Annotated in this window: 14 protein-coding genes; 3 read left to right on the forward strand and 11 right to left on the reverse strand. The window is 69.9% G+C overall.

What is annotated here, in order from left to right:
- Positions 1–4: 4 nt before the first annotated feature.
- The 7 genes from ACFPIJ_RS30080 to ACFPIJ_RS30110 form a co-directional block, all read right to left on the reverse strand.
- Positions 5–2,461 (reverse strand): glycoside hydrolase family 127 protein, encoded by a 2,457-nt coding sequence (locus ACFPIJ_RS30080; protein WP_380119796.1) that lies wholly within the window; start codon positions 2,459–2,461, stop codon positions 5–7.
- A 71-nt stretch (positions 2,462–2,532) separates the two neighbouring features.
- A complete protein-coding gene (locus ACFPIJ_RS30085) occupies positions 2,533–3,330 on the reverse strand; it encodes a carbohydrate ABC transporter permease (RefSeq protein WP_380119798.1) in 798 nt (265 codons plus the stop codon).
- A gap of 10 nt (positions 3,331–3,340) precedes the next feature.
- Positions 3,341–4,255 carry a carbohydrate ABC transporter permease gene (locus ACFPIJ_RS30090; protein ID WP_380119800.1) on the reverse strand — a complete coding sequence of 305 codons (915 nt, stop codon included), beginning with the start codon at positions 4,253–4,255 and terminating at the stop codon, positions 3,341–3,343.
- Positions 4,256–4,305: 50 nt separating this feature from the next.
- A complete protein-coding gene (locus tag ACFPIJ_RS30095) occupies positions 4,306–5,574 on the reverse strand; it encodes an ABC transporter substrate-binding protein (protein ID WP_380119802.1) in 1,269 nt (422 codons plus the stop codon).
- 38 nt (positions 5,575–5,612) lie between these two features.
- A complete protein-coding gene (locus ACFPIJ_RS30100; RefSeq protein WP_380119804.1) occupies positions 5,613–6,644 on the reverse strand; it encodes a LacI family DNA-binding transcriptional regulator in 1,032 nt (343 codons plus the stop codon).
- Positions 6,645–6,684: 40 nt separating this feature from the next.
- Positions 6,685–9,993 carry a discoidin domain-containing protein gene (locus ACFPIJ_RS30105; RefSeq protein ID WP_380119806.1) on the reverse strand — a complete coding sequence of 1,103 codons (3,309 nt, stop codon included), beginning with the start codon at positions 9,991–9,993 and terminating at the stop codon, positions 6,685–6,687.
- 41 nt (positions 9,994–10,034) lie between these two features.
- A complete protein-coding gene (locus tag ACFPIJ_RS30110) occupies positions 10,035–11,789 on the reverse strand; it encodes a glycoside hydrolase family 127 protein (RefSeq protein ID WP_380119808.1) in 1,755 nt (584 codons plus the stop codon).
- Positions 11,790–12,010: 221 nt separating this feature from the next.
- On the opposite strand from ACFPIJ_RS30110, the gene ACFPIJ_RS30115 reads away from it, so the two are divergent.
- Positions 12,011–13,042: a LacI family DNA-binding transcriptional regulator gene (locus ACFPIJ_RS30115; RefSeq protein ID WP_380119810.1), complete on the forward strand. Its 1,032-nt coding sequence runs from the start codon at positions 12,011–12,013 to the stop codon at positions 13,040–13,042.
- Here ACFPIJ_RS30115 and ACFPIJ_RS30120 read toward each other — a convergent pair.
- Positions 13,013–13,384, reverse strand: a complete 372-nt coding sequence (locus tag ACFPIJ_RS30120) for a GntR family transcriptional regulator (protein ID WP_380119812.1) — start codon at positions 13,382–13,384, stop codon at positions 13,013–13,015. The two genes, ACFPIJ_RS30115 and ACFPIJ_RS30120, sit on opposite strands and share 30 nt — an antisense overlap.
- Positions 13,385–13,397: 13 nt before the next feature.
- Positions 13,398–13,787 (reverse strand): winged helix-turn-helix transcriptional regulator, encoded by a 390-nt coding sequence (locus ACFPIJ_RS30125; RefSeq protein ID WP_380119814.1) that lies wholly within the window; start codon positions 13,785–13,787, stop codon positions 13,398–13,400.
- 174 nt (positions 13,788–13,961) lie between these two features.
- Between ACFPIJ_RS30125 and ACFPIJ_RS30130 the strand changes: the two genes are divergently transcribed.
- Complete coding sequence (locus ACFPIJ_RS30130) at positions 13,962–14,519, forward strand: NADPH-dependent FMN reductase (protein WP_380119816.1); 558 nt, start codon at positions 13,962–13,964, stop codon at positions 14,517–14,519.
- 63 nt (positions 14,520–14,582) lie between these two features.
- Here ACFPIJ_RS30130 and ACFPIJ_RS30135 read toward each other — a convergent pair whose 3' ends face one another.
- Together ACFPIJ_RS30135 and ACFPIJ_RS30140 are read right to left on the reverse strand one after the other, a co-directional pair.
- Positions 14,583–15,098: a hypothetical protein gene (locus ACFPIJ_RS30135; protein ID WP_380119818.1), complete on the reverse strand. Its 516-nt coding sequence runs from the start codon at positions 15,096–15,098 to the stop codon at positions 14,583–14,585.
- 111 nt (positions 15,099–15,209) lie between these two features.
- On the reverse strand, positions 15,210–16,691 hold the full coding sequence (locus tag ACFPIJ_RS30140) for an MFS transporter (protein ID WP_380119820.1): 1,482 nt from the start codon (positions 16,689–16,691) through the stop codon (positions 15,210–15,212).
- 62 nt (positions 16,692–16,753) lie between these two features.
- On the opposite strand from ACFPIJ_RS30140, the gene ACFPIJ_RS30145 reads away from it, so the two are divergent.
- Positions 16,754–17,377 carry a TetR/AcrR family transcriptional regulator gene (locus tag ACFPIJ_RS30145; RefSeq protein WP_380119822.1) on the forward strand — a complete coding sequence of 208 codons (624 nt, stop codon included), beginning with the start codon at positions 16,754–16,756 and terminating at the stop codon, positions 17,375–17,377.
- The last annotated feature ends 22 nt before the right edge of the window (positions 17,378–17,399 follow it).

The raw sequence follows: 17,399 nt of genomic DNA on the forward strand, positions 1-17,399 counted from the left end.
CCCCTCAGGTCCCGTTGGAGGCGAAGTCCGCGACCTCGGTGGCGGTCAACGCGCGGCTGTAGATGCGGAGGCTGTCGACCGCCCCGTCGAGGTACGGGTCGGCGTACTGGGAGCGGCCGACCCAGTTCTGGGTGGTGGCGCCCAGGTTGGCCGGGCTGAGCGTCAGCCCGGTGTTGCGGGCGACCTCGGCGCCGTTGACGTAGAGCACGCCGAGATTGCCGTTGCGGGTGACCGCGACGTGCGTCCACGCCCCGGCGGGCAGGGCCGTGGGCGCGTCGATGCGCTGTTCGCCGCCGGCCCCTGTGGCGGTGATGGCGAAGCGGGCCGTGCCGGAACCGGATCGCGCCGTGAGGAACATGTTGACGCCGGTGCCGCTGCCGAAATCGAAGACGCGGGCCCAGTTCGCGAGCACGTCCACCCGGACCCAGAGCGCGACGGAGAAGTTCGTGGCGCCGGACAGGATGCCCGACGGCAGCGCCACGTAACCGTTTGAGCCGTTGAGGTTCACGGCGCTGCCGGTGCGGCCCGTGACGTAGGTGCCGTTGACGGCCGTGGCGGTGCGGCCGTTGCCGGTGGCGTCGTTGCCGTTGCCGTCGAACAGGTAGTGCGCGACGAACAGCGGCAGCGGCGGGGTGCTGTTGACCGACCAGTAGACGCTGTAGCGCTGGCCGTGCACCTTGTAGAAGGGCTGGAGGGTGACGCCGCCGGCGGTGTACTGCAGCGGGGTCGACGTCGGGGTCAGCGTCGACGGGTTCAGCACCGGCAGGGCACTGAGATTGTTGGTGCCGAACAGTCCGCCGAGCACGATCGGGCCGACCTTCACCGCCTGGACGCTGCTGTTGTCGTTCGCGGCCTCGCGGGTCAGCGCCATCGGCAGCGTCAGGTCGACCACGTCGCCCGAGGCCCAGGTGCGGTTGATCGTGGCGAACGTGCCGGGCGCCGGACTCACGAAAACGGTTCCGTTGATGCGGACAGCGGCACCGCTGGCCCACGAAGGAATCCGCACCTTCACCGTGAACGTGCCGGAGCCGGTGACCGTCAGCTTCGTCGCGGCGGTCTCCGGGAACCCGGTCTCCTGCCGGATCGTGACGCCGCGCGCGGACCAGGTCAGCACCGACGGGATGAACAGGTTGACGTACAGGGTGCTCGCGCCGTCGTGGAAGTAGATGCTGTCGCCGAACTTGGTGTTGCTCTCCATGCCGGTGCCGTGGCAGCAGACGAAACTGTTGTAGTCGTTGCTGTAGGTCTTGATGCCGCCGGCCCGCAACGGCACGTAGTAGCACTGGAAGCCGTGCGCGGAGTTCGGGTCCTGCGAGGCCAGGATGTGGTTGTAGAGCGCCTTCTCGTAGTAGTCGAGGTAGTCCACCCTGGACGGGTCGGTGAAGAACAGCTGCCGGGTCAGCTTCAGCATGTTGTGGGAGTTGCAGCACTCGGCGGTCGTGTCGGACAGTTCGCTGGCGATGCGGTCCGGTGCCTTGAAGTACTCGCCGTTGGAGTTGCCGCCGATCGCATACGTGTGCCGCCGGGTAACGATGTCCCAGAAGTTGACGGCGATGTCGCGGTACCGGGTGGTGCCGGTCGCGTGGTATTCGCGGATCGCGCCGATGATCTTCGGGATCTGGGTGTTGGCGTGGTAGTTGTTCAGGTTGTCGGTGTTCGCGGCCAGGGGGTCGAAGATCTCGGCGTGGTCGAACTGCTGCGCTGCGGCCAGGTGCGCGGCGTTGCCGGTCAGCTGGTAGAGGTTGGTGAGGACCTCGTTCATCCCGCCGAACTCGGTGTCGAGCATGTTCTGCCGCTGGGTCTGGGTCAGCCGGTCGTTGCGGAACTTGACCCACGCTGCCATGCCGGTGAGCACGGTCAGCGCCTGGGCGTTGCCGGCCAGCAGGTGCATGTCGAGCAGGCCGGCGAAGAGCTTGTGCAGCGTGTAGTAGGGCGCCCAGACGGCCTGGCGAGCCTCGACCCGGTCGATGAAACTCTCCGGGAAGGCGCTGAGGTAGCCGGTGTTGTAGCCCGCGGTGGCGGCCCGGGACTGGCACTGGGCGAGGACGGTGACGAGCTGGTCGCCCTTGGTCTTGAAGGCGGTGTTGCCGGTGCTGGCGTAGGCCTGGGCGAGCGCGGACAGGATGTGGCCGGTGGAGTGCCCGCGCAGCTCGGTCGTCGGGGACTCCCACCCGCCGCAGGGGGTGGCGGACGAGGACAGGCCCACGTTGAGGCGGAACGTGTGCAGCAGCCGGTCGTTGTCCAGGAACAGCAGGTAGGAGTGGATGCGCCCGGCGGCGGCGCTGAACGGGCTGCTGAGCAGCTGGACTGCGGTGAGTGGGAACGCGTAGGCCGAGACGCCGGTGTCGGGTCTGGCGGCGGCGGCTTCTCCGGACATCAGCAGCGGCGCGACGGCAGTAGCGGCGCCGGCCACGGCGGTGGTCCGCAGCACGGTGCGGCGGGTCACCGGTGGTGAGGACATGGTGCCTCCCGAGGGTATGGGGTGTCCGCGGACCGTCCCAGGTGGACGGTCCGCTCAGGTGGAACCGACGTTCAGCCGCGCAGTGCGCCCGACATGAAGCCCCGGACGTAGCTGCGTTGCAGGACGAGGAAGAGCAGCAGGCAGGGCACCGCCATGAACGTGACGCCGGCCTCGAGCGCCGCGTAGTCGATTGCGCCGAACGACGCGGTGCGCATGTTGACCACCGCGAGCATGACGGTGAACTTGCTCGTGGAGTTGAGCAGGATCAGCGGGGCGAAGAACTCGCTCCACGAGGTGAGGAAGGCGAACAGCCCGACGGTGATCAGGCCGGGCCGCACCGCGTGCAGCATGATGCGGGTGAGCGCGCCGAAGCTGGTGCACCCGTCGATGAGCGCGGACTCCTCCAGTTCCTTCGGGATCGCCTCGAACGCGTTGCGCATCATGAAGATCGAGAACGGCAGCTGGAACATGATGAGCACCAGGCTGAGCCCGAGCAGCGAGTCCTGCAGGCCGATCCACTCCAGCAGCACGTAGAGGGCGATGAGGATGGTCGCGTAGGGCACCATCAGGATCGCGAGGGTGAGCAGGAACAGGGCGTTCTTGCCGGGGAAGCTGAACCGGCCGAAGGCGTAGCCGCCGAGGGTGGCGACCAGCAGCGTGCCGCCCACGGTGAGCGCGCACACGGTGAGGCTGTTGACGACGTGCTCGACCCGGATGCCGTTGTCGGAGGTGAACAGCCGCCGGTAGTTCTCCAGGCCGAAGCCGGTCGGGGTGCGCACCGACGCCCAGGCGCTCCACAGCAGCGGGAACAGGAACAGGATGGCGAGCGCGGCGCCGGTCACGCCGAACGTCGTTGAACGCAGCTTCACAACGGCTCCCCTACTGCGATCGGCGGCGCAGCACGCCGAGCTGGATGGCGTTGAACACGACGAGCACCCCGAGCAGGACCACCGAGATCGCCGCCGCGGAGCCGAGGTCCAGCTCGATGAAGGCCTCCCGGTAGATGACCATCACCAGCGACGTGGTGCTGTTGTCGGGCCCGCCGCGGGTGAGGATCCAGAACTGGTCGAAGGCGAGCAGCGAACCGGTGATCATGAGGGTCAGCACGAGCGCGATGGTCGGGCGCATGAGCGGCACCGTGATCCGGCGGAAGATCTGGAAGCGGGTCGCCCCGTCCAGCCGGGCCGCCTCGTAGACGTCCAGCGGGATCGCCTGCAGGCCGGTGAGCAGGATCAGCATGTTGAACCCGGCGAAGCGCCACAGCACCAGCACGACCGCGGACCCGAGCGCCGTGTTCGGGCTGCCGCTGGTCCAGGACACGTAGGCGTCCCCGGCCAGCAGGTCGTTGACCGGGCCGATCTCGTCGCTGAGCAGGCCGAGGAACAGCAGCGACGCGCTGGCGAAGCCGACCGCGGCGGGCAGGAAGAACGCGGTGCGCAGCAGCCCGACCCCGCGCCGGCGGTGCTGGACCATGAGCGCCAGCCCGAAGGACAGCGCGAACAGCAGGACCGTCACCACGACCGTGTACTTGAGGGTGAACCACACGGCGGTGCGCAGCAGCTCGTCGTCGCCGAGCCCGGCGTAGTTCTCCGGAACGTTCAAGGACGGCGCACCGAGCAGCGGCCAGTGGTGCAGGGACATCCACACGACCAGCCCGAGCGGCACGACGAAGAACATGCCCACCACGAACGCGGTCGGCGCGGCGTAGAGGGCGCCGATCCAATGCTTGTTGCGTTTCCTTCGCGGTGGCGCCGACGGCAGGACCGTCGGTCGCGCTGGCGCCAGCAACGTCATCATCTCTCCGTTTGCTGGCCTGCCCCTGCTGCCAGGGGCAGGCCGAGGGGCTACTTCTTCAGGGAGGCGGTGAGGGCGGTGGCACCGTCACCGAGGGACTTCTGCGCGTCGCCGAACAACGCACCGCGGAACGCGGTGTTCCACGGGCTCTGCGGGTCGTTGTAGGTGGCGTTGAAGTTCTTCGCGTACGGCGTCTTGCCCTTGCCCATCAGGTTGTTGATGGTGACGACCCGCGGGTCGGCCGAGGAGTACTTGTTCGCGGCCAGGTCGGTGCGCGTCGGCACGCCCTTGCCCTTCGCCACGACCTCGACCTGCGCCTCGTCGCCGAGCGTCCAGGCCAGGAAGTCCCAGGCCTGCGCCGCGTGCTTGCTGGTCGCGCCGATGCCGATCGAGTCGCCGCCCACGAACGTCGACTCGCCCCCGTTGATGCCGCTGATCGGCGCGATGCCGACCTTGAACGCGGCCTTCTCCTCGATGATGCCGAGCCACGCCGACGGCGCCGGGGCGATGCCGATCTTGCCGCTCTGCAGCGCGCCGAGCCAGGTCGGGCCGGCCTCGTCCTTGGACGCGGGCGCGGCGACGCCCTCCTCGTAGAGCTTGCGGTACAGCGCGAAGACCTCCGCCATCTCCTTCGAGTCGATCGTCGACGCGGTGCCCTCGGCGTTCATCACGTCGCCGCCCGCGGCCCACACCGACGGCCAGAGGGTGAAGACGTTGCAGCCGCCGCAGTTGCCGCCGAAGTAGGTGCCGTTGATGTCCCCGCCGAGCTTGTCGACGGCGCGGGCGGCGGCGGCGAACTCGGTCAGCGTCTTCGGCGGCTTCTCCGGGTCGAGGCCGGCCTTGGTGAACAGATCCTTGTTGTAGAGCATCACCGACATGTCGATGGTGTGCGGCACCGCGTAGTTCTTCTTGTTCCAGGTGCCGTTGCGCACGTGCGCGGGGGCGACCTTGTCCTTGACCGGCAGCGCGTTGAACTTGTCGGTGATGTCCAGCCACAGGCCCTGCGACGCGTACTGCGGGGCGAAGACGACGTCGGAGGCGAACAGGTCCGGCAGTGCCTTGGCGCCGGCGGCGGAGGCGAGCTTCGCCGGGTACTCCTCGTTCGGGTATGCGGTGACCTGGACCTGGTTCTTGTGGGTGGCGTTGTAGGCGGCGGCGTAGGCCTTCGACACGGACTCGGTGGCGGCCCGGGTCCACAGGGTGAGGGTGGCGCCGCTGTCCGCGGCCTCACCGGTCGCCGCCGGCGACTCGTCCGATCCGCAGGCGCCGAGCGCCAGCAGCAGGGTGGCGGCGACGGTGCCGCTCAGTAAACGGTTCAAGGTCGTTCCCTTCCTGGACTCATTGTTTGTGAGCGCTATCAAAAAGCAAGAGCGGAAGTGCTTTCACGCACGACGAGGTCGGGGGCGGACCGGTGCTGCCCGGTCTGCCGCACGCCCGTCGCGATCTGGGTGACGAGCAGGTGCATGCTGCGCCGGCCGAGTTCGGCGAAGTCCTGCCGGACGGTGGTCAGGGGAGGCTGCAGGTACGGCGCCTCCGGCATGTCGTCGAACCCGACGACGCTGACCGCGCCGGGCACGGCCCGCCCGGCCTCGTGCATGGCGCGCAGCACGCCGATCGCCATCTGGTCGTTGCCGCAGAACACGGCGGTGACCGCCGGGTCCGCGGCGAGCGCGCGGCCGGCGGCGTAGCCGGACCGCGCGCTCCAGTCGCCGGGCAGCGCCCGTGGCACCGGCAGCCCGGCCGCCTCGAGCGCGGCCTGCCAGCCGGCCATCCGCTCGCGGGCCTCCGGCCATTCGGGCGGCCCGGCCACGTGGTGCACGGTGCGGTGGCCGAGGGCGATCAGGTGCCGGGTGGCGAGCCCGGCGCCGGCGGCGTTGTCGACGGCGACCATCGGCACCTCGGGCATCGCGTGCACGTCGATGCCCATGCCGACGATCGGGACGTGCGCCGGCACGTCCAGCAGCGAGCGGCCCAGCGCCGTCCAGGCCGCGGCGACCGGGGCGAGGGTGATGATCCCCTCGACCGCCTGTTCCCGCAGCCGGCGGATCGCTTCGGTGACGGAGGGCACGTTCAGCTCCCTGGCGCTCGCGATGCTGACGAAGTAGCCGGCTTCCCGGGCCGCGCGTTCGATGGCGTGGACCATGAACGACGGCCCGAACAGCGTGGTGTCGAAGGTGACCAGGCCGACGGTCTGCGACCGGTTGGTGGCGAGGGTCCTGGCCGCGACGTTGGGCTGGTAGTCCAGCGCCCGCATCGCGGCCAGGACCCTGGCCCGGGTCTCGGACCGGACGCTCGGGTGGTCGTTGACCACCCGGGACACGGTCTGGTGGGACACCCCGGCGAGGTGGGCGACGTCCCGCATCGCCGGGGGCCTTCGAACGGAATGCATGTCCTGAGGACCTCTTTCAAAAGGTCAGGGACTTCAAAGGTCAGGGACCGAACGCTTTGACTTCGAGGAGCCCGACCGACGCCGTGCCGCTCTGCAGCAGCACCCGCAGCCTCGTGGTGCTCACCGCCGTGAACGTCACGTGGTTGTACTGGTTGATCCCGAGCGGGTAGCCCGAGGCGCCGGCGACGTCCACGTAGGCGGTGCCGTTCCAGTACTGCAGTTTCCACGAGGCGGGCAGCCGCACCCCGCCGTTGTCGTCGAAGAAGTAGACGTCGGCCGAGTTCAGCGTCTGCGCGGTCGACCAGGTCAGCAGGCCCCACTGCTCGCCCGTGTTGGGCCAGGTGCCCCAGCGCGGGTTGACCGTGTCGTTGGAGCTCGGCGGGTCGATACCGTCGTTGAGCGCGGCGACGCTCTCCCACGCCGAGGTGTACGACGCGCTCGGGGTGGCGCTCGTCGCGAGGTTGCCGCCGCCCGTCGGTGGTGGCACCGTGCCGCCGCGGTTGTAGACCTTCACCTCGGTCAGGCCGGTCTTGAAGCCCGACGCGTGGGTGACCTGCACCCGCAGCCGGGTCGTGTTGACCCCGGTGAAGTTGACGACGTTGTAGTTGGCCCGTGGCGTGCCCGGCGTCTTCACCGCGGAAGCCACGTTCACCCAGGCGCTGCCGTTGTAGTACTGGACGGTGTACGAGCTGGGCTGCCGGTAGCGGTTGGTGGCCCGGTCGTTGCGGAACCACAGCCGCACCTCGTCCACGGAGCGGGCCTGCCCGAGGTTGAGCTCCAGCCAGTCGGTGGCGTTCGGCGAGCCATAGGTGCCCCACAGCGGTTCGTTGATGGGGAACCCGTCGACCGCGTTCGCGCCGGCCGTGCCGCTCGCGGTGTAGGACGCGGTGGTGGCGACGCCCTGCGCGTAGTTCGGCAGGGTCGAGGTCAGGTCGACGCCGGCCTTGTTGAACATGTCGACCAGCTGCGTGCTGCTCTGGCTCACCTGGGTCGGCGCCTGCAGGCCCGAGTAGGCCGCGCTGAACTGCACGGTCGCGCCGCCGCCGGCCGGGAACGTGACCGCGCCGGTGGCGGGGTTCCAGACCAGGCGGACCAGCTTGTCGACGGTCGCCACGCGGGTGCCGTTGACGAAGATGGAGTAGCCCTGCGGGATGCCGCTGTACTTGACCACGCCGTCGGCCGGGTCGTCCCACACGACGCTGAGGTCGGCGTTGCGGTAGCGCAGGTTGTTGGCCGCGAAGTTGGGCCAGCCGATGTTGAGCGGGCTCAGCTCGACCTGGTTGTCGTTGCGCGGCCGCAGCCCCATCACGTCCTCGATGACGGTCCAGTTGCTGCTGCCGAGGATGTTGTGGTGGATCCAGGACCGGTAGTCGATGTTCTTGGTGCCCGCGTTCCAGTCGGCCCAGAACTCGTTGGCGTCCGGCCACTGGGTGCTGCCGCCGATGTACTGCGCCCAGGCGTTCCAGTACAGCAGCTTCTTGTAGTCCTCAGTGGACATCCACTGGTTCGGGTAGTTGCGCAGCACCGAGGAGTACAGCCGGAACTGCACCGTGGAGTTGATGGTGGAGAAGTTGTTGCTGCCCGGCTGGCCCGCCGCGGCGGCGGCCGCCTTGTCCTTCTGGTTGGCCGTGAAGAACGGGAACACCGGGTATTCGGCGGGGTCGGCGAACAGCCGCAGCGCCTGCTTGTACTCGTCGGTGTTGGGCATCGCGCCGACCGAGTACGGGTAGTAGTTGTTGATCTCCTTCCACGGCACGAGCGCGTTGGTGGACACGTGCCGGTGCTCGATGAGCTTGTTCGTCGAGTCCCACAGCGTCGACACGATCGCGTTGCGGATGCGGTCGGCGATCACCTGCATCTCCGCGGCCTTCGTGGTGTTGCCGATCGCCGTGTACGCCTGGACCGCGGCGAGCGCTCCACTGTAGACATACGCGGACTCGGCCCGGTCCATGTTGCCGGAGCGCCAGTGGAAGGACACCGCGTCGGCGTCGTTGCCGGTGAGCGCGCCCCAGTCGTACTCGATGAGACCGTTGTTGTTGTGGTCGTAGTAGGACAGCTGCCCCTTCACGTCGCCCTCGGCGTACTTCGCGAGGTTGCCGGCGATCGCGGGCTGCCCGCCGTGGATCTGGTAGCTGCGCCAGGCGGCCTCGGCGATGTACTGGGTGTAGCTGTTGGACCAGTTCTCCGGGTCGCCGGGGTTGTCCATGAACCTGCCGCCCTTGGAGGTCTGCCCGACGGACAGCCACGGGCCGTAGGAGTAGGCGGCGTTACGCAGGTACTTGAGGTCGTCGATGTGCATCGGCTGGGTGAGCGCGATCGCGTTGTTGTAGCCCAGCGCGCCCTCGACCGACACCGGGAACTGGAAGTCCTGCCCGGGGATGTCGACGTCGAGGTAGTTGAAGCGCATCAGCCACCAGCGGTAGTAGATGTTCTTCTTGATGGCCGGTTCCGGCACGTCCAGGTACGGCACGTTGACGGCCCACCAGCGGTTGTACTCCCGCACGTGGGTGGAGAACGCAGTCGCCGCGCTGTAACCCTTGTAGGTGTTGTACTCCGTCAGCGAGTCCGGGATCTCGTTGGCCACGAAGCCCAGCAGCACCTTGGTCGTGACGGTGGCACCGGCCGCGATCGTCACCGACCGGTTCAGCCCGCCACTGGTGGCGGTGAACCCGTCCGCGGACAGCCGCGGGTAGAGCGTGGTGAGGTTGTTCTTCACGTTCACCTGCCCGGTCAGCTCGTTGCCGCTGCCGGAGGTGGCGTAGGGCGAGGTGACCCGCAGCGCGATCGTCTGCGACGCGGTGCCGGTGTTGGTGATCGCCAGGTTGTCGACCGCGACGTTGTTCTGGGTGATGAACTTCGTCTGGTTGATCCGCAGGGATCCGTTGGTGTGCACGCTCTTCCAGTGGCTCGGCGCCTGCCACCGCTGCGACACCTGTTCGGTCCAGGTGCCGGTGCCGGCGGTGACGGTGAACGCGCCCTGGCCGTTGATGCTCTCCCAGTAGGCGACGTCGCCGCCGAAGCCGAGCGTCGCCGGGGTGTGCGTCTTCATGAACACGCCCCGGCCGCGGCTCATCAGCCAGGTGCCGGCGGGGTCGTTGCCGGGCCGGGCCAGCAGCCGGTCCATCCAGTAGTCGGTGCCGCCGCTCTCCGCGTCGAAGATGGCCTGCATCGTGTTGCCGGTCGTCATCGCGACCGGCGGCGCGGGCACGGCCGGCCCGCTGAACGTGGGGTAGCCGATGGTCTGTGCCGCGGACGCCGGTTGGGCGGCCAGGGTCGCGGCGGCGGTGGATCCGGTCAGGACGGTCGTCAACGCGAGTGCCAGCCTGAGTTTCCAGCGGGGGTGTGGCATCGCGTCACCTCCATTCGGGTGGGGGGCGGGGGTGCCGGCGTTCATTGGGTGGCGGGCAACCAGATCCGCATCGTGGAGGGCCCGCGCCGGGCCCAGCGGTGGTAGGGCACGAGGGTGACCACGATCGGATCGGAGCGTTCCGGGATCTCATTGCGGCTCTGGTACGGCCAGTCGCGCTCGACGGGATTGATCAGGCGCCCTTTGACGGCGGTTGCCTCGGGCGCGACGGACGTGTCGACCTGGATGTCGTCGAGGGTGACGCCGTCCTCCTGGTCGACCGATTCGGCGCACATGACGACCGGACCGACCTCGACGGCCGCGCAGCCACGGGTCGCGTCCACGCGGGAGTCGGGGAACGTCCAGCGGGGCTTCATCGGCAGTTCGAGGCGCACCTGGTCGCCGTCCCGGGCCGGCGCGGTGCCGTGCGCCCAGGCCGGCACCCGCACGGTGACGGGCCGGTCGGCGGTGACGACGACGCTGCCGCCCTCCGGGTAGTCGGTCTCGACGGTCAGCCGCGTCCCGTCGACGGTCATCGGGGCGTAGTGGTGCACCTGCACGCCCGCGTCGTCCTCGGTCACCAGGTAGGTGCCGAGCGATGCGAGCAGCCGGGCGACGTTGTTGAGGCAGCAGGAGACCTCGAACCACGGGGCGCGCGGCCCGCCGCCGAAGCGCAGCTGCTCCCGGTCCGGCGGCACCGCCTCGGTGGGGGTGCGCTGGTGCAGGGTGTTGGCGTAGAAGAAGGCCTGCCCGTCGTCGGCGACCGCGGTGGCGATCACGTTGTGCAGGACCCGGTCGACGATGTCGCCGTAGCGCAGGTCGCCGGTCGCGAGGAGCAGGCGGTGCGCCAGCATGACGGTGGCGACGCCGGCGCACGTCTCGGAGTAGGCGCGGTCCGGCGGCAGCGCGAAGTCGTCGCCGAACGACTCGTCGAGGTGCCGCGAGCCCATGCCGCCGGTGATGTAGGTGCGCCGGGCCAGGGTCCGGTCGAGCTGCCCGGCCACGGCGGCCAGCAGCGCGTCGTCGCCGGTCTCCACGGCCACGTCGACGGCCCCGGCGGCGAGGTACAGCGCACGGACCGAGTGCCCGTGGAACACCTCGCCGGCGCGCACCGGCACGGCGTCCTGGAAGTACCGCCACCCGAACTCGTGCTCGGGCAGGCTGCGGTGCCCGCGCCGCTCGACGAACCGGGCCGCCTGGTCGAGGTAGCGTTCGTCGCCGGTGACCCGGAACAGCTCGACGAGCGCGGTCTCGATCTCCGGGTGGCCGCAGATCCGGTCGTCGTCCTTGAACGTGTCGCAGATGTGGTCGGCGACCCGGCGGGCCACGTCCGGCAGGCCCGGCGCCCGGCCGGTGCGGGCGGCGGCGACACCGGCCTGGATGAGGTGCCCGGCGCAGTACAGCTCGTGCCCGAAGTTGAGGTCGCTGTACCGCTCCGGCTGGCCGGGCCGGCCGAACGCGGTGTGCAGGTAGCCGTCGGCGGCCTGCGCCCCGGCGATCATCGCGGTGAGCTCGTCGAGCCGGTCGCTGTAGTCGGTGCCGCCGGGGCGCACCGACTCCCAGCACATCGCCTCGACGTGCTTGTACACCTCGGAGTCGGAGAACTCGCGGCCCCGGCGGCGCGCCGTCCCGGTGCCGGTGGTGGCGAAGTTGCCGGTCCAGCCGAGGCGGTCCAGCCAGGTGCGGCAGTGCTCGATCGTCGCGGTGCCGTTCACCGCCTGCCGCTGCGCCCAGAACCCGCCGGTGATGTGGACCCGTCGCGGGTCGACGGCCCGCAACGTCCCACGGGAGGGGAACACCGGCCCTCCACTGGCCACCGTCACGTGGCACCGCCTTCCTTCGCCGTTGCACCTGTTGTCGAAAACCTTTTCGGAAGAATGGCAGCCGGATCCCACCGTGTCAACGGTCGATTTGTGCGCGCTCACTCAGCGGATCAGCGTTGTCCCCAACCTGGTGACAGTTGTGACACGCAATCCCGCATGTGTATGCTCGCCGAAAAGTTTTCGGTACCGACGAAAGGATGCCGGTGAGCAGGAAACGCGCGCAGGTCACCCTCACGGACGTCGCCAGGCTCGCCGGCGTCTCGGTTGCGACCGCCTCCAAGGCGCTCAACGCCCGCGACGAGGTGGCACCGGCGACGCGGCGCCGGGTCCAGCAGGCCGCCGAGGAACTTTCATTCCAGCCCAACGTCCTCGCCCGCGGCCTGATCTCCGGCAACACCCGCACCATCGGCCTGCTCACCGACGAGCTCTCGGCCGCGCGCTTCGCGATCCCGGTCCTGCTCGGCGCCGAGAACGCGCTGGGCAACGAGCAGATGAGCGTGCTGCTCTGCGACGCCCGCGGCGACGCGATCCGCCGCCAGCACTACATCCGCACGCTGCTCGCCCGGCAGGTCGACGGCTTCATCATCCTCGGCGACGCCAACGATCTGCGCCCGTCACTGACCCGCAGCATCCCGGTGCCGGTCGTGTACGCGTACTGCGAGTCCGACGACCCGGCCGACCTGTCCGTGGTGGCCGACGACGCCGGCGGCGCCCACCTGGCCGCCGAACACCTCGTGTCCCTGGGCCGCCGGCGCATCGCCCACATCACCGGCGACCCCGGCTACCGGGCCGCCCGCGACCGCGCGCTCGCCTTCGCTGCCGGTCTGTCGTCAGCGGGGCTCTCATTGGTCGGCGAGCCGCTGTTCGGCCAGTGGTCGCAGCGCTGGGGCCGGCATGCCACGTCCCGCCTGCTCGCCTCGCACCCCGACATCGACGCGATCTTCTGCGGCAACGACCAGATCGCCTCCGGCGTCACCGAGGCCCTGCGCGACCTCGGCCGCACCTGCCCCGACGACGTGGCCGTGGTCGGCTACGACAACTGGGAGGTGTTCGCCACCGAGTGCCGCCCGCCACTGACCACAGTGGACCTCAACCTGGAGCAGCTCGGCGCGACCGCGGTGCGGCACCTGTTCGCCGCGCTCGACGGCGACCAGCACTCCGGCGTCGTGCGCCAGCCCGGCCGGCTGGTCGTGCGCGAGTCAACCGGTGTGGCCCCCTCGAGCCGTTAGCGCTGCCTCGGCGATCCGCAGCGCCTCCTCCGCGTCGAAGCCGACGCTCGCGACCACGGCCGCGTAGTCGGCGGCGGCGCGGCGCACCCGCTCCCGCACCTGCTCCCCCGCCGCCGACACGAAGGAGCCGGCCCGCCCCCGCGTCTCGATCAGCCCCGCCTCCTCCAGCTCCCGGTAGGTCCGGGCGACCGTGTTGACCGCCAGCCCCAGATCGGTGGCCAGTCCCCGGATCGTCGGCAGCTTGTGCCCGACCGGCAGCGTGCGGTCCTGGATCTGCTGCGCGAACTGGAGCCGCAGCTGCTCGAACGGCGGCACCGCCGAGGTCGCGTCGATGACGAACATCCCCGGATCCTATTTACGACCCGTCCGAACCCTCGTGGCGGCGGCCGGCGCGGTGCTCGATGACGGTCCGGCCGTGCTCCTCGACCCACCGGACCAGGCCCTCGACGGGCTCGAGCAGGGTGTGGCCGAGCGGGGTCAGCGCGTACTCCACCCGCGGCGGCACCTCCGCATGCACCTCACGCGACACCAGCCCGTCGTGCTCCAGGTCCCGCAGCGTCTTGGTGAGCACCCGGTGCGAGATGCCGTCGATCTCCCGCTGGAGCTCCGTGAACCGCTTCCGCTTGTCGACCAGAGCGGCGACCACGACCAGCGTCCACTTGTCACCGATCGTGGTCAGCAGCCCCCGGACCACCCCGCGCAGCTCGTCGTCCCAGCATGTGGGCGACACGCTCACGACCTCCATCGCAGCTCCTCCCCAATGCGCACCTGAAGGTGCGTGACGCACTAAATAGTGCTGATTTCCGACCGGGAATCCAGCGTATTGCAGGACCGCTCACACCGTACGGGTGGCGCCGCCACCGCCTTTCGGATCGAGCGCATCGAATGCATCGAGCGCATCGAGTGAGGAGTCCAGCACGTGACCAGGATCGCCATCATCGTCGGAAGCGTCAGGCCCGGCCGGTACAGCCGGCTCGTGGCCGATTGGGTGCACGAGACCGCGGCCCGCCGCGACGACGCGGAGTTCGAGCTCGTCGACCTCGCCGACCACCCGTTGCCGCACCTCGACGAGCCCATCCCGGCCTCCGCCGGCCAGTACGCCAACGAGCACACCAGGGCGTGGTCCCGGGTCATCGACAGCTTCGACGGCTACATCTTCGTCACCCCGGAGTACAACCACTCCACCACGGGGGTGCTGAAGAACGCCATCGACTACCTCTACGCCGAGTGGAACAACAAGGCCGCCGGCTTCGTCGGCTACGGCGTGGTCGGTGCCGCCCGCGCGGTGGAGCACCTGCGGCTCATCGCCGCCGAACTCCAGCTCGCCACGGTGCGCTCGCAGGTCGCCCTGTCCTTCTACACCGATTTCGAGAACTTCACGACGCTCACTCCCGGCCAGAACCAGATCGACGCCCTGAACTCCACGCTGGACCAGGTCGTCGCCTGGTCCGACGCGCTCGGCAAGCTCCGCACCTGACCCAGTCCGTCCCGGCGGCGGCCGAGGGTGCCGCCGCCGGGCACATCACCAGTCCGTGGCGGACTACTCCGCCTCGAACCCGCCGCGCTCCCGGGCCAGCGCGAGCCACGCCAGCCACTTGACCCAGGTGTCATCGGTCTCCAGGTCGGCGCGCTGCTCCGCCGGCACGCGGGCGTACGCCGCCAGGGCTTCATCGATCTCGCGCACGCTCACCAGCCACCGGTCGTTCGACATGAGCTTGAACGCCGGGATGCCGGTCCTGCCCGGCGCTGTCTGGGACCGCCAGCGCAGGTCGGCTTCCCGCCAGCGGCGCTGCGCCTCCTCGTCGCCGCCGGGCCGGGCGTCCCCGAACAGGGACTGGTCGATCTCCGCCTCGTAGCCCATCCCAGTCAGGGCCATGATTTCGTTGATCCGGCCGAATCGACGGCACCCTTCGAACTCGTACGGCCCGAGGTCGCGGAGGCGCCGCCACGCCTCCGCGCAGGTCGGATCGTGCACGCAGCCACGCCCCGACTCCTCGCAGGCCTCGAAGTCCTCGCGGGCGGCAAAGACGTCACCGAGTTCCAGGTCGATTCCCACGTGGCGATGATGGTGCGCCGCCGGCCTCCGCGCCACGCAATTGACCGCCGGGCCCTCATGACTTCTGTAGGGTTTGTGCACCCGGAACTCCCAGAGCGCCCCACGGTGCCTTCACGCGCTGCTCACGGGTGCGGGTGCAGGCCGGTGCGCCGCGCCGGCGTCAGAAGATCCGGGAGTCGCCGGCGCCGGCGCGCGCAGCAGCAGGGCGAGGACGAACGCGACGGTCATGACGCCCGCGCCGCACAGGAACACCGTGTCGATGGCCGTCACGAACGCCGCCGGGGCGGTCGGGGCGCCGCTGCCGACCGTCGTGCCGGCCGGGGCGTTCGCCAGGTACACGCGCAACAGCACGGTGCCGAAGACCGCCGCGCCGAAGGCGCTGCCGAGGCTCTGCCCGAAGCGGATCGCGGTGGTGGTGACGCCCAGCTGGTCGGCCGGGACCGCCTGCTGCGAGAGCAGGATGAGCTGGCCGAGCAGCTGGCCCACGCCGGCGCCGAACAGGAACAGCGCGGCGAGGATCTGCCAGGTCGGCGTCGCGACGTGGACGAGGCTGAGCAGGCCGAGCCCGAGCGCCGCCGTCGCGGTGCCGAGCAGGACGGTGCCCCGCACGGGCCAGCCGCGGCGCTCCAGTGCGTTCGCGAGCAGGCCCGACAGGGAGATGCCGACCGCGACCGGGATCAGGAACCGGCCGGCGCCGCTCGGTGTGATCCCGCGGACGACCTGCAGGTAGACCATCACGTAAACGATTGCGGCCATCATGGCCACGCCCAGCAACGCCTGGATGGGCAGCGCCACCCGCAGCGTCGGGTTACGGAACAGCGACAGCGGCAGGACCGGTTCGGCGGCGACGGCCTGCCGCCACAGGAACAGCGCGACGAGCACGGCGCCCCCGACCGCGAGGGCGATGGCAGGGGCGGACGTCCAGGCGTACCGGTGACCGCCCCACTCGGCCAGGAGCAGCAATGTGGACGCGGCGGCAGCAACGAGCGCGGCGCCGAGATAGTCGACGCGGTGCCGGCGGCCGGGCAGGGGCAGCCGCATCGCGGTGGCGGCGACGGCGAGCGCGAAGAGGCCGAGCGGCAGGTTGACGTAGAAGATCCAGCGCCACTGCCCCGAGTCGACCAGCACGCCGCCGATCAGCGGGCCGGCGACCATGCCGAGCCCGGCGACGAGGCCGGCCATGCCACCGCGACCGCCGCGCTCGCCCGGTGCGCTGACCTGCGCGATGACGACCATCGTGACGCTCATCAGCCCGCCGCCGCCCAACCCCTGCAGGCCACGGAACGCGATGAGCTGGTCCATCGTCTGCGCCATCCCGCACAGCGCCGAGCCGAGCAGGAAGACGCCGACGGCGACGGCGAAGACCCGCCTGGCGCCGTGGATGTCGCAGAGTTTGCCGTACAGCGGCAGCGCGGCCGTGGCAGCGAGGGCATAGCTGGTGATCAGCCAGGGCAACCGCTCCAGGCCGTGCTCGGGGTCGAGGTCGCGGACGATCGGCACCGTCGCCGCCGAGACGATGTTCTGGTCCAGGATCGCCAGCACGATCGTGACCAGGCAGGCCAGCGTGGTCAGCCGTTTCTGCAGCGGAGTCATGTTGGCTATACTCAGTCAATTTTTATGTTGAGTCAAGATTTATATCTGGTACGGTCAAACGCATGGTCGACGGGCCCGGCCTCCGGGAGCGCAAGAAGCTGGAGACGCGCCGCGTGCTGTGGCAGGCGGCGGTGCGCCTGTTCGACGAGCGCGGCTACGACCAGGTCTCGATCGCGGAGATCGCCGCGGCCGCCAACGTGTCGAAGATGACCGTCTTCAACTACTACGCGACCAAGGAAGACCTCGTGTTCGGCCCGATGGAGGAGCACATCGAGGACTTCGCGCGGGTGATCCTGACCCGGCCGCCCGGCGCGGGCGTGGTCGCCGCGCTGCGTGAGCACTTCCTGGAGCTGCTCGCCAACCGCGACCCGGTGTCCGGCCTCAACGACCTGCCGCAGATCCGGGCGCTGCAGCTGCTCATGCTGCGCACGCCCGCGCTGCAGCCCCGGGCCCGGATGTTCTTCCACCGCAGCGAGGAGGCCATCACCGCGGCGCTGCGGAAGGAGACCGACGAGCTCACCGCGCGCATCGCCGCCGGCCAGATCATGGCGGTCCGCTCGACGCTGATGCAGACCAATGTCGAGCAGCTCTGCAAGGGCCGCAGCACCGACGAGGTGTACCCCGAGGCGGTCGCCGCCACCAACCGCGCCTTCGACCTGCTGGAGCACGGCCTCGCCGCGCTGTGAGCCTCAGCCCGTCACACGGTAT

Source organism: Dactylosporangium cerinum (genome assembly GCF_042653625.1).
Taxonomy (GTDB): Bacteria; Actinomycetota; Actinomycetes; order Mycobacteriales; family Micromonosporaceae; genus Dactylosporangium; species Dactylosporangium cerinum.

Coding starts and splice junctions, on each gene's coding strand:
- ACFPIJ_RS30080 (WP_380119796.1), bottom strand. CDS start 2,461: ATGTCCTCACCACCGGTGACCCGCCGCACCGTGCTGCGGACCACCGCC.
- ACFPIJ_RS30090 (WP_380119800.1), bottom strand. CDS start 4,255: ATGACGTTGCTGGCGCCAGCGCGACCGACGGTCCTGCCGTCGGCGCCA.
- ACFPIJ_RS30100 (WP_380119804.1), bottom strand. CDS start 6,644: ATGCATTCCGTTCGAAGGCCCCCGGCGATGCGGGACGTCGCCCACCTC.
- ACFPIJ_RS30105 (WP_380119806.1), bottom strand. CDS start 9,993: ATGCCACACCCCCGCTGGAAACTCAGGCTGGCACTCGCGTTGACGACC.
- ACFPIJ_RS30115 (WP_380119810.1), top strand. CDS start 12,011: ATGCCGGTGAGCAGGAAACGCGCGCAGGTCACCCTCACGGACGTCGCC.
- ACFPIJ_RS30120 (WP_380119812.1), bottom strand. CDS start 13,384: ATGTTCGTCATCGACGCGACCTCGGCGGTGCCGCCGTTCGAGCAGCTG.
- ACFPIJ_RS30125 (WP_380119814.1), bottom strand. CDS start 13,787: ATGGAGGTCGTGAGCGTGTCGCCCACATGCTGGGACGACGAGCTGCGC.
- ACFPIJ_RS30140 (WP_380119820.1), bottom strand. CDS start 16,691: ATGACTCCGCTGCAGAAACGGCTGACCACGCTGGCCTGCCTGGTCACG.
- ACFPIJ_RS30145 (WP_380119822.1), top strand. CDS start 16,754: ATGGTCGACGGGCCCGGCCTCCGGGAGCGCAAGAAGCTGGAGACGCGC.